This is a genomic window from Streptomyces sp. NPDC027663, assembly GCF_055566415.1.
Genome location: NZ_JBVHSK010000001.1, coordinates 441,385 through 455,465, shown reverse-complemented (window position 1 = coordinate 455,465; position 14,081 = coordinate 441,385). Strand labels below are relative to the sequence as shown.

10 protein-coding genes are annotated in these 14,081 nt (G+C 71.7%); 6 read left to right on the top strand and 4 right to left on the bottom strand.

Annotated features, from left to right (window positions below; all coding sequences use genetic code 11):
* Nucleotides 1-4 precede the first annotated feature (4 nt).
* Together ACZ4SF_RS02035 and ACZ4SF_RS02030 are read right to left on the bottom strand one after the other, a co-directional pair.
* A complete protein-coding gene (locus ACZ4SF_RS02035; RefSeq protein ID WP_468376931.1) occupies nt 5-1,084 on the bottom strand; it encodes a pyridoxamine 5'-phosphate oxidase family protein in 1,080 nt (359 codons plus the stop codon).
* A gap of 2 nt (nt 1,085-1,086) precedes the next feature.
* Nucleotides 1,087-1,533: a VOC family protein gene (locus ACZ4SF_RS02030; RefSeq protein ID WP_468376928.1), complete on the bottom strand. Its 447-nt coding sequence runs from the start codon at nt 1,531-1,533 to the stop codon at nt 1,087-1,089.
* A gap of 106 nt (nt 1,534-1,639) precedes the next feature.
* On the opposite strand from ACZ4SF_RS02030, the gene ACZ4SF_RS02025 reads away from it, so the two are divergent.
* Nucleotides 1,640-2,182: a CGNR zinc finger domain-containing protein gene (locus tag ACZ4SF_RS02025; RefSeq protein WP_468376925.1), complete on the top strand. Its 543-nt coding sequence runs from the start codon at nt 1,640-1,642 to the stop codon at nt 2,180-2,182.
* 154 nt (nt 2,183-2,336) lie between these two features.
* On the top strand, nt 2,337-5,633 hold the full coding sequence (locus ACZ4SF_RS02020) for a S8 family serine peptidase (protein ID WP_468376922.1): 3,297 nt from the start codon (nt 2,337-2,339) through the stop codon (nt 5,631-5,633).
* Between the two features lie 154 nt (nt 5,634-5,787).
* On the opposite strand, the gene ACZ4SF_RS02015 is transcribed toward ACZ4SF_RS02020, so the two are convergent.
* Nucleotides 5,788-6,765 (bottom strand): hypothetical protein, encoded by a 978-nt coding sequence (locus ACZ4SF_RS02015; RefSeq protein WP_468376919.1) that lies wholly within the window; start codon nt 6,763-6,765, stop codon nt 5,788-5,790.
* A gap of 1 nt (nt 6,766) precedes the next feature.
* Entirely contained in the window at nt 6,767-7,300 is a 534-nt protein-coding gene (locus ACZ4SF_RS02010) for an RNA polymerase sigma factor (RefSeq protein WP_468378269.1), read from the bottom strand.
* A 144-nt stretch (nt 7,301-7,444) separates the two neighbouring features.
* Here ACZ4SF_RS02010 and ACZ4SF_RS02005 point away from each other — a divergent pair, with 144 nt between their 5' ends.
* The 4 genes from ACZ4SF_RS02005 (at nt 7,445) to pepN (ending at nt 14,031) form a co-directional block, all read left to right on the top strand.
* Complete coding sequence (locus tag ACZ4SF_RS02005; protein WP_468376916.1) at nt 7,445-9,568, top strand: TerD family protein; 2,124 nt, start codon at nt 7,445-7,447, stop codon at nt 9,566-9,568.
* Nucleotides 9,569-9,686: 118 nt separating this feature from the next.
* A complete protein-coding gene (locus ACZ4SF_RS02000; protein WP_468376913.1) occupies nt 9,687-10,706 on the top strand; it encodes an aspartate-semialdehyde dehydrogenase in 1,020 nt (339 codons plus the stop codon).
* 308 nt (nt 10,707-11,014) lie between these two features.
* Complete coding sequence (locus ACZ4SF_RS01995) at nt 11,015-11,269, top strand: hypothetical protein (RefSeq protein ID WP_468376910.1); 255 nt, start codon at nt 11,015-11,017, stop codon at nt 11,267-11,269.
* A gap of 188 nt (nt 11,270-11,457) precedes the next feature.
* Nucleotides 11,458-14,031, top strand: a complete 2,574-nt coding sequence (gene pepN, locus ACZ4SF_RS01990; RefSeq protein WP_468376907.1) for an aminopeptidase N — start codon at nt 11,458-11,460, stop codon at nt 14,029-14,031.
* The last annotated feature ends 50 nt before the right edge of the window (nt 14,032-14,081 follow it).

Here is a 14,081-nt window from a genome sequence, read left to right as displayed (position 1 = left end):
GAAGTTAGCCGGGACCGGCCGGTGAGTGCTCCGGCGCGGACCAGCGCAGCGGCAGGGCGGCCGGGGTCCACAGGGCCTCGGCCAGGGTGAAGCGGACCGTCCGCGCGCCGTCGGCCGCGAACTCGGTACGGGCCTCACCGGTGAGCTGGAGGGTGGTCCCCGTGTCCCAGTCGAGGAAGAGCAGACCGGCGCGCGGGTCGGTGCGCAGGTTGCCAAGGCTGAGGAACATGGCGTTGCCGGGGTAGTCGGGCCAGGTCAGTTCGTGCGGTGAAGCGACGTGCACGAAGCCGGGGTTGCCGCCGCGGTGGCCGGCGTCGGCGCCGGTGCCGTGCACGGTGGCGAGGAAGAAGGTGTCGGCGGCCCGGACGAACGCGCGCTGTTCGGAGCCGAGTTCGGTGAGCCGACGGGGTGTGTCCGGTGTGCGGGCCGGGACGTGCTCGTAGGACTCCCTGCGCTGGATGTACTTGGGGCAGTTGGCGAACACCTGGTCCGCGGTCACTGCGAAGCCGGTTGCCGTGGGCTCGAGCCGGCCGTTGAGGCGCATGCGGCGGCGGGTGCGGGGGTCGAGGGCGACGGTGCCGATGAAAGTGCCGGCCGTTCTCAGGGTCCGTGCGAGGGGGTCCGCGTCGCCGTCCGGGTGCGGGTCGTCCGTGGTTGATCGCGCAGTTCCCCGCACCCCTTCGGGTCGGCCCGCCTGCCGGTGACCGAAGGGGTGAGGGGTGTTCCCGGTGACGGACGAGGACGGGCCGACGTCCGGGTGCGGGTCGTCCGTGGTTGATCGCGCAGTTCCCCGCGCCTCTTCGGGCCGGCCTGCCTGCCGTTGGCCGAAGGGGTGAGGGGTGGTCACGGACATCTGCCGGGGGCCCGTCGCCCGGACGAAACCGGGCATGCCCGTCAGGGCCGAAGCCCATACCCGGCCCGTCCACGGGTCCGCCGCGCCGGCGATCAGCAGCGGCTGGAGCTGCAGGAAGGCCGCCGCGACCGGCTTGATGTCCTGGCCCACGGAGCGGCCCACGTGGTCGGCGCGTTCGCGGACGCCGGCCAGGTCCTGAACGGCCCGCGAGCCGGCGTGATAGAAGCTCATGGCTAGAAGAAGCCGCAGGTCGGGGCGGAGGCGTGCGGGGCCGGAGCGGATTCCGCGCCGTGTGGGACGGAGATCTCCAGGCGCGTGCCGTCCGGGTCGTGGAAGAAGATCCCGCCCGAGGCGGAACCCTCCCGGTGGGCGACCACGCCCTCGTGGGCGAACTCCACGCCGGCCGCCTTCAGCGCCGTCTCGTACTCCCGCACCCGGTCCACTGAGGCCGCGGCGAAGGCGAGGTGGTGCAGTCCGGCCCGGCCGCCGTCGTACGACCCCTGCGCCTGCTGCCAGAGGGTGAGGACCAGCTGGTCGCCGCCGTCGCCGAGGTACGCGTAGCGCCGGTCGTCCTCCTTGCCCTCGGCGAGCAGGGTGAAGCCGAGGACGTCCCGGTAGAAGGCGAGCGAGCGGTCGAGGTCGGTGACGTTCAGGCCGATGTGCGCGGTGTGCAGAGTCATGGGTCCCCCTTCGATGTGTCTAACCTTCGTTATTAACAGTAGGAGGTTAGATGGGGCGAGTCAACCGGTGACGTAACCTTGAGGGGTTAGACGAGAAGGAGTGTCCATGTCCGCCGCCCGTGATCCCCGCCCGCTCACCGGTGAGCCCCTCGCACTGGACCTGCTCAACACCCGGTGGAACAAGGAGGGCGTCACCCAGGACCTCCTCGCGGACCCGGAGGGGCTGGCGGTGTGGCTCGGGAGCAACGGGCTGGCCGGGGCCCACCCGGCGAGCCCGGAGGTGCTCGGGCACCTGCGCGAGGCGCGCGAGGCGATCAAGGCCGCGGTGGACGGTGCGGCCGAGCAGGCCGTGCCGCTCGTGGACGCCGTACTGGCGCACGGCCGGATCCGGGCCCGGCTCACCTTCGCGGGCCCCGCCGAGGAGGCCGAGTTCGCCGACCCGGCCTGGGGCCCGGCCTGGCTCGCCGCCCGTAACTACCTGGAGCTGCTCACCAGGGCACCGGAGCGGATCCGTACCTGCGGCGGCGGCACCTGCATCCTGCACTTCTTCGACACGTCCCGGAACGGCACCCGCCGCTGGTGCTCGATGGCCGTGTGCGGCAACCGGGCCAAGGCGTCCCGGCATTACGCCCGCTCGAAGGAGAACTGAGCGAATTACGGGCCAATCAGCCCGGATCCGCCCACATCCCATCGCGGGTTTTCCCCATACATTCATATCGATTCGGTCAACGGTCCCCCATGAAGGGGCCCTTGGGTAAGGCTGAGCGCTCCCGTCCGCTCGTTCCTTTACCTGAGGGATGCCGATGACCCACACGCCCGAGCGTGATCCCATACCCGGTCCGAGACGCCTGGCCCGCATAGCCGTGGCCGTGGGCGTCGTGGCCGCCCTCTCCGCGGCGGGGCCGATACCCCTGGCCCTCGCCGCCGACGCGCCGCCCGCCCCGGCCGCCGACTCCGGCGTCAAGTCCGCCGACGACAAGCTCGGTTCGGACGACGCCGCCCTGCTCGCCGACGCCAAGGCCGACGGCGACAAGAACGTCACGATGATGATCGCGACCTCGCCCGGGAAGACGGAGCAGGTCGCCGAGGAGCTGGACGCGGTCAAGGGCGGCCTGGTCGGCCGTACCGACGACAAGCTCGGCTACGTCCGGGCCACCGTCCCGACGGCGAAGGCGGACTCGGCCATCGCCGCCGCCGTGAAGCTGTCCTCCGTGCAGGCCATCGACCTCAGGCAGGAGATCCCGCTCGACGACCCGGCGCCCGGCGGCGCCAAGGCCGCGGCGGGCAAGGCCGCTCACCCGGCCCCGGGCAGGAACACCCCGGCGGAGAACCCGTACAACCCGTCCTTCGAGACCGGTGCCGTCGACTTCGTCGAGGACCACCCGAAGGCGGACGGCCGCGGCATCACCATCGGCATCCTGGACTCGGGCATCGACCTCGGGCACCCGGCGCTGCAGAAGACCACCACCGGCGAGCGGAAGATCGTCGACTGGGTGACCGCCACCGACCCGGTCGCCGACGGCGACGGCACCTGGCGCCGCATGACCACCGGTGTCTCCGGCCCGTCCTTCTCCATCACCACCGCCTCGCTGGGCACCGAGAAGTTCACGGCCCCCGAGGGCTCGTACAAGTTCAACTACATGTACGAGTCCGCCACCACCGGTGGCGACGAGAAGGGCGACCTCAACCGCGACGGTGACACCACCGACGCCTGGGGCGTGCTGTACGACCCGGCCGCCGGCACGGTCCGCGTCGACACGAACGACAACCTGGACTTCACCGACGACACGCCGATGAAGCCCTACAAGGACGACTACCAGGTCGGGTACTTCGGCACCGACGACCCGTCGACGGACGTCGCCGAGCGCGTCCCGTTCGTGGTCGAGACCCGCAAGGACGTCGTCTACAACTCCTCGGGCGCCAAGGCCGACTACGTCAACATCGGCGTCATCGAGTCCGAGCACGGCACCCACGTCGCCGGCATCACCGCCGCCAACGGCCTGTTCGGCGGCAAGATGGACGGCGCGGCCCCGGGCGCCAAGCTCGTCTCCTCGCGGGCCTGCACCTGGAGCGGCGGCTGCACCAACGTCGCCCTCACCGAGGGCATGATCGACCTCGTCACCAAGCGCGGCGTCGACATCGTCAACATGTCGATCGGCGGTCTGCCGGCGCTCAACGACGGCAACAACGCGCGCGCCGAGCTGTACACCCGGCTCATCGACACCTACGGCGTCCAGCTGGTGATCTCCGCCGGCAACTCCGGCCCCGGTGCCAACACCATCGGCGACCCCGGCCTGGCCGACAAGGTGATCTCGGTCGGTGCGGCCGTCTCCAAGGAGACCTGGGCCGCCAACTACGGCTCCGTGGTGGAGAAGAAGTACGCGATGATGCCCTTCTCCTCGCGCGGCCCGCGTGAGGACGGCGGCTTCACGCCGACCCTGACCGCGCCCGGTGCCGCGATCAACACCACCCAGACCTGGCTGCCGGGCTCCCCGGTCGCCGAGGCGGGCTACTCGCTGCCGGCCGGCTACTCGATGCTCCAGGGCACCTCGATGGCGTCCCCGCAGGCCGCCGGCGCCTCCGCGCTGCTGCTGAGCGCCGCGAAGCAGAAGGGCATCGACCTGACGCCCGCCACCCTGCGGACGGCCCTGACCTCGACCGCCGACCACATCAAGGGTGTGCAGGCGTACGAGGAGGGCGCGGGCCTGATCAACATCGTGGACGCGTGGGAGTCGGTCAAGGACGACGCCACCGCGCACGACTACACCGTCAAGGCGCCGGTCGACACCGCGATCGACTACGCCCTGAAGACCCCGGGCTTCGGCACCGGCCTGTACGACCGCGAGGGCGGTCTGAAGGCGGGCCAGAAGAAGACGTACGACGTGACCATCACCCGTACGTCCGGCCCCGACAAGGCGGTCCGGCACGAGCTGCACTTCGAGAACAACGCCGGGCACACCTTCCGGATCGTCGGCGACGACGTGGTGAAGCTGCCGCTGAACCAGCCGGTGACCGTCAAGGTGCAGGCCGCACCGGAGTCGGCGGGCCTCAAGAGCGCGATCCTGGAGGTCGACGACCCGAGGACCGAGGGCATCGACAAGCAGATCCTCTCCACGGTCGTGGTCGCGGCCCCGGTGGACTACACGTACTCCGCGGCCGGCTCGGTGCAGCGCAACAGCACGCAGTCGTACTTCCTGACCGTGCCCGAGGGCGCCAGGTCGCTGGAGGTCGCGATCGGCGGGCTGAAGGACAAGAGCCAGACCCGGTTCATCGCCATCCACCCGTACGGCGTCCCGTCCGACACCACCTCGACGCCGAACTGCTACAACAACTACCTGGACGGCAACGGCTGCAAGCCCGACGTGCGCTCGTACGCCGACCCGCAGCCCGGCGTCTGGGAGGTCGAGGTCGAGGCCCGGCGTACGTCGCCGCTGCTGGACAACCCGTACAAGCTGGACGTCACCGTGCTCGGCGCGGCCTTCGACCCGGAGACCGTGACCGTCCCCGAGGCCAAGGTGGGCACCCCGGCCACCGCCTCCTGGAAGGTGACCAACACGTACGCGGCGCTGGACGGCAAGCTGGTCGGCGGCCCGCTCGGCTCCGCCAAGTCGGCCCGCCCGGCCATCAAGCAGGGCGAGACCCAGGCCACCACGGTCGAGGTCCCGGCCGGCGCCAAGTCCCTGGACGTGGCGATCGGCGGCGTCTCCGACACCGCCGCCGACCTGGACCTGACGGTGTACGACGCGAGCGGCAAGCAGGTCGGACTGTCCGCCGACGGCGACTCGGAGGAGGCGGTCTCGGTGCCGTCCCCGGCCGCCGGCACCTACACCATCCAGGTCGTGGGCTACTCGGTCCCGTCCGGCTCGACCGACTACGACTACCGGGACGTGTTCTTCTCCGCCACGCTCGGTTCCGTCACGGTCGACGGCTCGGGTCCGGTCAAGCTCGGCACGGGCGCCTCGGCGACGGTGTCGGGCCAGGTCACGGCCGCGGCGCAGGCTCCGGCCGGCCGTGAGTTCTTCGGCCAGGTGCAGCTGGTGAACGCGCGCGGCACGGTCGCGGGCAGCGGCAGCGTGAAGATCGAGAAGGTCACGCCGTAACGGGGTGACCGGTGAGCGGAGGGGCGGGTGTCCTGGCGGACGCCCGCCCCTCCTGCCTGTGGCGGTGGCCGAGACCGGCACCCGGCTTCGGACCGGCCGGCGTCGCGGGACGCGAAGCGGCCGGGCCACGGCCGGGACACGACTGCTCGCGGGATCAGGACGCGCCGTCGGCAGGGCAGGTCAGGTGCCGGGAGGCGGGCAGGGCGTCGGTGATCCAGGTGCGGTTGGCGGCCACGCGGGAGTCGCCGACGGCCCACAGGCTCGCGCTCTCCCGGCCCTGCTCCGCCCCGACGAGGACGTGCTGTCCCTTGCGTGGCGCCGGTTCCGCACCGGCGTCGAGCAGGATGCCGACCTCGGCCGGGCCGTGCGCGGGCTTGTAGGAGCGGATGACGGTCAGCGTGACGCGGCTCCCGGAGGAACCCCGCTGCCGTTCCACCTTCGCCACGGTGCCTTCCACGACCAGCCGGGAGCAGGCCAGCTCGCGCTCCGGTTCCGTCGGCCGTCCGCTGTCCCCTGCCACCTCGTGCCCGGCATCGCCGGCGCTCTTGGCCGACGCCCCGCCTGCGGTGTCGTCCGCGCCGATGTGGCTCCGGCTCACCAGCCAGCCGAACCCGAGGACGAGCGAGAAGGCCGCGGCCCCGGCGAGCGAGCCGAACGCGACACGCAGGGCCCGGCGGGACCCGCCCTGCCTCCCCGGCCGCGACGGCCCGCTCGTTCCCGCGGGGCGGCTACGGCTGCGGGGACGCCGCGCGGGGGACGCCGACGACATGGCGCCATCGGACACGGCGGGCTCGACGGGACCGGGGGGCTGAGCGAAGCCGGCGGGCCGGGCGGAGCCGAGCGCATCGGCGGGACCCGGCGTCCCTGAGGTCAGCGGCGCCTCCCCCAACACCTTCTTGTCCCCCGGCGCCCTCTGCTGCCCCGCCTCCCCCGTCAGCGTTTCCGCCAGCCAGGACAGCTGTCCGCGCAGCAGGGCGACGTCGGCCTGCGCCGCCCGGTGTTCGGCGAGGAAAGCGGGGTCGCGACGGGCACTCTCCGGCAGCGGGTCGCCGGTGATCGCGGCCATCAGGGCGTCCATGCCGCCGTACTCCCCGCCCTCGGCGCCGCGTGCGCGCTCGTGTTCGGCGGTCACCTCACACCACCTCGTCCTCGTGCAGCCGGTCGCGCAGTGCGCGGACCGCCGTGTGCAGCCTGCTCTTGACCGTGCCCTCCGGGATGCCCAGTTCCTCGGCGATGCCCCGCACGGGCAGGTCCGCGAAGAAGCGCAGCACGACCACCTGCCGCTGGGCGGCGGGCAGCTCGTCCAGGCCCCGGGCGAGGGCGAGGGACAGCAGGCTGGTCTCCTCGCCGGAGGGGTGCGCGGGCTCGCGCAGAGCGGCCAGCCGCTCCCCGAGCCGTTCCTGGCGCCGCTTGGCCCGGTGCCAGTCCATGGCGAGGTTGGAGGCGACCACCGCCGCCCACGCGGACACGTCCCGCGGCGCCTCGCGCCCGCTCGCCGCCCGCTCCAACAGTCGAAGACGCACCTGCTGGACACCGTCCATCAGGTCCGCCTGCGGCACCCCGCCCAGCGCGAGCACCGCCCGCACCCGGCGCTCCTGGGCCACGTCCAGCGGATCGTCGACACCATGGTCTCCCCCCTGGCCGCGGCGGGCCTTTCCGCGCAGCACAGCCACCCCTCCCCTCGCCGCGTTTCCCCTATGACGCGAGCAGGGGCGGAAACGTTCGGCCCGATCGCGGGAACGTTCGCCTGTTTTCCGGAACCCCTCATTCGATCTTTTCTTCACATTGTCTTCACTGCCACCATGTGCCCCATGACGCACATCACCAAAGGCGCCAACACACCTGTCCCCGCAGGTCCGTTGCGGGTCGCGGTCGGCCGCAGTGCCGTCCCCGGCACGCCGGCCGTGGACGCGTCCGCGCTGCTGCTGGACGCCACGGGCCGGGTACGGGGTGACGCGGACCTCGTCTTCCACAACCAGCCGGCACACCCGTCCGGCACGGTCCGGCACGCGGGTGTCGGACAGGGCGGCGGCCAGTTCGCCGAGTGGCTGGAACTGGACCTGCCGAACGTCGAGCCCGCCGTCCAGCGCGTGGTGATCGCCGGTTCCTGCGAAGGCGGCGCGTTCGGGCAGGTGCCCGGGCTGTATGTGCAGGCGGTGGCCCACGACGGCTCGATCGCCGTCCACTACGAGGTGACCGACGCCTCCACCGAGACGGCCTTCGTCCTCGGCGAGTTCTACCGGCGCGACGGGGTGTGGAAGTTCCGGGCGGTGGGCCAGGGCTACGACTCGGGGCTCGCGGGACTGGCGACGGACTTCGGGATCGTGGTGGCGGAACCGACGCCGGCTCCGGCTCCGGCGTCCGGGCCGGTGCCCCTGCAGGGCGTGTCCAAGACCGGCTCGGCGCCGGCGGGCACGGCCGCGCCACCGATGCCGGCCCCCGCCGTACATGCGCCCTCCATACCGGTGCCCTCCGTACAGGTGCCCTCGGCGCCCGTCACGGCACCGGGCTCCCCCTCCTCCTGGGAGCCCCACTTCTTCGAGTTCGAGCCGTGGGTCCACAAGGGCAGCGGGGAGGCCACCGTCACCGTGGACCTGCCGTTCCCGGCGGACTCGGCACCGGTGATCCTGGAGGCACGGCTCGAGGAGTACCAGTTCATCCAGGTCCAGATCCCCGGCCGGTCCGACGACGTCCTGTGCACCGACCTGCCCGACTTCCGCGGCCGTGCCCTGCTCGTGCCGCCGCGCAAGGGCGGCCCGGTGAAGCTGAAGGTGCGCCACTCCGGGAAGTGGACGCTGACCGTCCTGCCCCTGTCGGCGGCCCGTCCGATCGGCACCGGGACGCTCCAGGGCAGCGGCACCGAGGTGCTCGTCCACACGGGCGGCGCCGCCGACCTGAAGGTCCGGGCGACGGACCGCCACAACGGCTGGTTCCAGGTGAATTACCACAAGGGCGACACCCCGGGAGAGTTCAGGCGCCCCGAGGAGCTGGTGCACGCGTGGAACGGCCGCCGGGTCAAGGAGAGCGTCCGTCTCCCCGAGGGCCCCCTCCTGCTCGTGATCGACAAGAGCCGGCACCAATGGGAGCTCACCGCCTCCCCGCTGCCCGTCCGCAAGCCCGCCGAGGGCCGCGGGTCCGGTGTCTACGAGGGCCGGGGCGAGAAGACGCTCACGCTGGTCAACCCCCGGCCGGGGCGGCCGGCCCTGGTGCGGTACGAGCTCAAGGGCGCCGATCGCAGCTACGGCGTCGAGGTGCGGCTCGTCGACGAGTACGGCGACGAGACCGACTGGCTGACCACCCACACCAACGGCATCCGCGGGACGGCCCTGGTCTTCGGCTCGGGGGCGACCGAGCGGACCGTGCGGATCAAGCACTCCGGGGAGTGGAGCCTGCGGCTGCTGCCCGAGGACGAGGCGCCGCTGATCACCGGGCCGGTCGAGGGCAGGGGCACCACGGTCCTGCGCCACCAGGGGCCGCCGACCCTGATGACCCTCCGGCGGACCTCCAGGAAGAAGGACGGACAGCTGACCGCACGCGCCTGGAACCACCCGTACGGGAAGTCGGCGGTCATCGCCGACGTCAGCAACCGCCACCGCCCCGCCCTCGGTCCCGTCTGGGTCGATCCGGGCGGCTCCTGCTTCGTGGTGGTCAGCGCCCCCGAGCACACGAAGTGGCGGCTGGAGCCGGCGGCGTTCTCCGAAGCGCCCCTGCTGGGCCGGCGGACCGAGGGGACCGCGTACGGAGTCGTACGTCACACCGGACCCGACGTCGAGGTGTCGTTCGTCTCCACGGCAGGCATCCAGCACCTGTACCAGCTGGACGAAAACCTGTTCCCCCGGCGCAAAGTGACCGCAACTTCCGGTCCGTACCGCATCTCGGAAGGAATCCTCCACGTCCGGGCGCTCGGCGAGTGGGTGATGGAGATGCGCGACTGACCCGAGTACCCGTCCATCCCTTGGGCAAACGATTGGACACGGGCGCCCGGGTCCCCCGCATGATGGGAGGGTCCCGGCCGCCCGGGTACGTACCAGCACGTCACGCAGAGGAGTCCCCGTGAAGGTAGGAATCGTCGGAGCCACCGGCCAGGTCGGCACGGTCATGCGCAGGATCCTCGCCGAGCGGAACTTCCCCGTCGACGAGCTGCGCCTGTTCGCCTCGGCCCGCTCGGCGGGGACGATCCTGGACGGCGTGACGGTGGAGGACGCGGCGAGCGCCGACTACACCGGCCTCGACATCGTGATCTTCTCCGCGGGCGGTGCGACCTCCAGGGCCCTGGCCGAGAAGGTCGCGTCCCAGGGTGCCGTCGTGATCGACAACTCCTCGGCCTGGCGCAAGGACCCCGACGTCCCGCTGGTCGTCGCCGAGGTGAACCCGCACGCCATCGCCGACCGCCCCAAGGGCATCATCGCCAACCCGAACTGCACCACCATGGCCGCGATGCCGGTGCTGAAGGTGCTGCACGAGGAGGCCGGCCTGGAGGCGCTGATCGTCGCCACCTACCAGGCGGTGTCCGGCTCCGGTCTCGCGGGCGTGGCCGAGCTGCACGGGCAGGTGCAGAAGGTGGCCGCCGAGGCCGACAAGCTCACCCACGACGGCGAGGCGGTCGACTTCCCCGAGCCGCAGGTCTACAAGCGCACCATCGCCTTCAACGTGCTCCCCCTCGCGGGCAACATCGTCGACGACGGTCTGAACGAGACCGACGAGGAGCAGAAGCTGCGCAACGAGTCCCGCAAGATCCTGGAGATCCCCGGGCTGAAGGTCTCCGGCACCTGTGTGCGCGTCCCCGTGTTCTCGGGCCACTCCCTCCAGGTCAACGCCCGTTTCGCCCGCCCGATCCCGCCCGAGCGCGCCACCGAGCTGCTCGCGAAGGCCCCGGGCGTCGCCCTCTCCGAGATCCCGACCCCGCTGCAGGCGGCCGGAAAAGACCCGTCGTACGTCGGCCGCATCCGCCGCGACGAGACGGTGGACAACGGCCTGGCCCTGTTCATCTCCAACGACAACCTCCGCAAGGGCGCCGCGCTGAACGCGGTGCAGATCGCGGAGCTGGTGGCGGCGGAGCTGTCCGCCAAGTGACGCGCCCGGTCGGGAGGGGCGGTCACGATCACGCGGCCGCCCCTCTTCGCGTTCCCGGGCCCTCTCGGTCCGAGATGCCGAGCCATCGATCGGCCGCTAGCGTGATGGGTGAGGGCCGCGATCGGGCGGTGTGCCCGGTGTCGACGAGGTGCCCTGCTGAGCGGGGCTGAGAAGACCCCCGCGGCGCAGGCCCTGTCCTCGTCCCCCGCGGCAACACCTACGACCGCGCCAAGACCGTTCCCACGGCGGCCGCGGCCATAGCCCCCGCACCGGCGACACCGCGAGGGCGTGGAAGGAAGGTAGGCCCAATGAAAGCACTACGCGCGAGGCGCCTCTTCGCAGCATCCGCAATCGGCCTCGTCCTGGCCAGTGGCACCGCGCTCGGTGCCGCGGGCACGGCCTCGGCCGCCACCCCGGCCCAGGTGCCGTCCCACGGCGGTTGCTGGGGCGGCGGCTGGAACGGCGGCTGCGGCGGTTTCCGGAACAACTTCTTCGGCAACGGCTTCGGCTTCAACAACGGCTTCGGCTTCGGCGGTGGTGTCGTGGTGGTCGTGGTGAGCTGAACGCGGTCGTGAACCGCTGAGCCAGTGGTGCCCCCGCCGGACGGTCTTCCAGCCGTCCGGCGGCGGCGTGCCCGGGCCCGTGCCGGGCCCCGGCCGGGTCCGTCGGCACCGTCGGGATCCGGACATCGCGTCACGTGTGGATCCCATGGAAGGATGGCGCAACCGACACATAACGAGGAGATGACCGGGTGCCTGGCACAAACCTGACTCGCGAAGAGGCACAGCAGCGGGCGGAGCTGCTCACCGTTGACTCGTACGAGATCGATCTCGACCTCTCCGGCGCGCAGGAGGGCGGCACCTACCGGTCCGTGACCACGGTGCGCTTCGACGTCGCCCGCGGCGGCGCCGAGTCCTTCATCGACCTGGTGGCGCCGGCCGTCCACGAGGTCGTGCTCAACGGCGACCACCTGGATCCCGCCGACGTCTTCGAGGACTCGCGGATCGCGCTCCGGGGGCTGCTGGAGGGCCGTAACGTCCTGCGGGTCGTCGCGGACTGCGCCTACACCAACACCGGCGAGGGCCTGCACCGCTTCGTCGACCCGGTGGACGAGCAGGCCTACCTGTACACCCAGTTCGAGGTGCCGGACGCCCGCCGCGTTTTCGCCTCCTTCGAGCAGCCGGACCTGAAGGCGACCTTCCAGTTCACCGTGAAGGCGCCCGAGGGCTGGACCGTCATCTCGAACTCGCCGACGCCCGAGCCCCAGGACAGCGTCTGGGTCTTCGAGCCGACCCCGCGGATCTCGACGTACATCACCGCGCTGATCGTCGGCCCGTACCACTCCGTGCACAGCGTGTACGAGAAGGACGGGCAGAGCGTGCCGCTCGGCATCTACTGCCGGCCCTCGCTCGCGGAGTTCCTGGACTCGGACGCGATCTTCGAGGTCACCCGGCAGGGCTTCGACTGGTTCCAGGAGAAGTTCGACTACGCCTACCCCTTCGCCAAGTACGACCAGCTCTTCGTACCCGAGTTCAACGCGGGCGCGATGGAGAACGCCGGTGCGGTCACCATCCGCGACCAGTACGTCTTCCGGTCCAAGGTGACCGACGCGGCGTACGAGGTGCGCGCGGAGACGATCCTGCACGAGCTGGCCCACATGTGGTTCGGCGACCTGGTCACCATGGAGTGGTGGAACGACCTGTGGCTGAACGAGTCGTTCGCCACCTACACCTCCATCGCCTGCCAGGCCGCCGCGCCCGGGTCGAAGTGGCCGCACGCCTGGACCACGTTCGCCAACTCGATGAAGACGTGGGCGTACCGGCAGGACCAGCTGCCGTCCACGCACCCGATCATGGCGGACATCCGCGACCTGGACGACGTCCTCGTCAACTTCGACGGCATCACCTACGCCAAGGGTGCGAGCGTGCTCAAGCAGCTCGTCGCGTACGTCGGCGAGGACGAGTTCTTCAAGGGCGTGCAGGCCTACTTCAAGCGGCACGCGTTCGGCAACACCCGGCTGTCCGACCTGCTGGGCGCGCTGGAGGAGACCTCCGGGCGTGACCTGAAGACCTGGTCGAAGAAGTGGCTGGAGACGGCCGGCATCAACATCCTGCGGCCGGAGATCGCCACCGACGCCGAGGGCGTCGTCACCTCCTTCGCCGTCCGCCAGGAGGCCCCGGCCCTGCCCGCCGGCGCCCAGGGTGAGCCGACCCTGCGCCCGCACCGCATCGCGATCGGCCTGTACGACCTGGACGCGGACTCCGGCAAGCTGGTCCGCACCGACCGGATCGAGCTGGACGTCGACGGCGAGCTGACCGCCGTACCGCAGCTGACCGGCAAGCCCCGCCCGGCCGTGGTCCTGCTCAACGACGACGACCTCTCGTACGCCAAGGTCCGCCTGGACGAGGAGTCCCTGAAGACCGTCACCGAGCACCTGGGCGACTTCGCGGAGTCGCTGCCGCGCGCCCTGTGCTGGGCCTCGGCCTGGGACATGACGCGGGACGCCGAGCTGGCCACCCGGGACTACCTGGCGCTGGCCCTGTCCGGTATCGGCAAGGAGTCCGACATCGGCGTCGTGCAGTCCCTGCACCGCCAGGTCAAGCTGGCCATCGACCTGTACGCCGACCCGGCCGCCCGGGAGTCCCTGCTGACCCGCTGGACCGACGCCACACTGGCCCACCTGCGCGCGGCCGAGCCGGGCAGCGACCACCAGCTGGCCTGGGCCCGTGCCTTCGCGGCCACCGCCCGCACCCCGGAGCAGCTGGACCTGCTGGAGGCCCTGCTCGACGGCACGCAGACCGTCGAGGGCCTGGCCGTCGACACCGAGCTGCGCTGGGCGTTCGTGCAGCGGCTCGCGGCCGTCGGCCGCTACGACGAGGCAGAGATCGCCGGCGAGTACGAGCGGGACAAGACGGCCGCCGGCGAGCGGCACGCGGCCACCGCCCGTGCGTCCCGGCCCACCGCCGAGGCCAAGGCGGAGGCGTGGGCGTCGGTCGTCGACTCCGACAAGCTGCCCAACGCCGTGCAGGAGGCCGTGATCGGCGGCTTCGTGCAGACCGACCAGCGGGAGCTGCTCGCGCCGTACGCGGACAAGTACTTCGAGACCGTCAAGGGCGTCTGGGAGTCCCGCTCGCACGAGATCGCCCAGCAGATCGCCATCGGGCTGTTCCCGTCGGTCCAGGTCTCCGCGGAGATCCTGGCCAGGACGGACAGCTGGCTGGCGTCGGCCGAGCCGAACGCGGCCCTGCGCCGCCTGGTCTCGGAGTCCCGTTCGGGCATCGAGCGCGCCCTGAAGGCGCAGGCGGCGGACGCGGCCGCTCAGTAGCCCACCGCACGACAGTGAAGGGCGCCCGGCACCGAGCCGGGCGCCCTTCT

What these genes read in the sequence shown, in the direction of transcription:
- ACZ4SF_RS02035 (WP_468376931.1), bottom strand. Translation starts at nt 1,084, where the DNA reads ATGAGCTTCTATCACGCCGGCTCGCGGGCCGTTCAGGACCTGGCCGGC.
- ACZ4SF_RS02030 (WP_468376928.1), bottom strand. Translation starts at nt 1,533, where the DNA reads ATGACTCTGCACACCGCGCACATCGGCCTGAACGTCACCGACCTCGAC.
- ACZ4SF_RS02025 (WP_468376925.1), top strand. Translation starts at nt 1,640, where the DNA reads ATGTCCGCCGCCCGTGATCCCCGCCCGCTCACCGGTGAGCCCCTCGCA.
- ACZ4SF_RS02020 (WP_468376922.1), top strand. Translation starts at nt 2,337, where the DNA reads ATGACCCACACGCCCGAGCGTGATCCCATACCCGGTCCGAGACGCCTG.
- ACZ4SF_RS02005 (WP_468376916.1), top strand. Translation starts at nt 7,445, where the DNA reads ATGACGCACATCACCAAAGGCGCCAACACACCTGTCCCCGCAGGTCCG.
- ACZ4SF_RS01995 (WP_468376910.1), top strand. Translation starts at nt 11,015, where the DNA reads ATGAAAGCACTACGCGCGAGGCGCCTCTTCGCAGCATCCGCAATCGGC.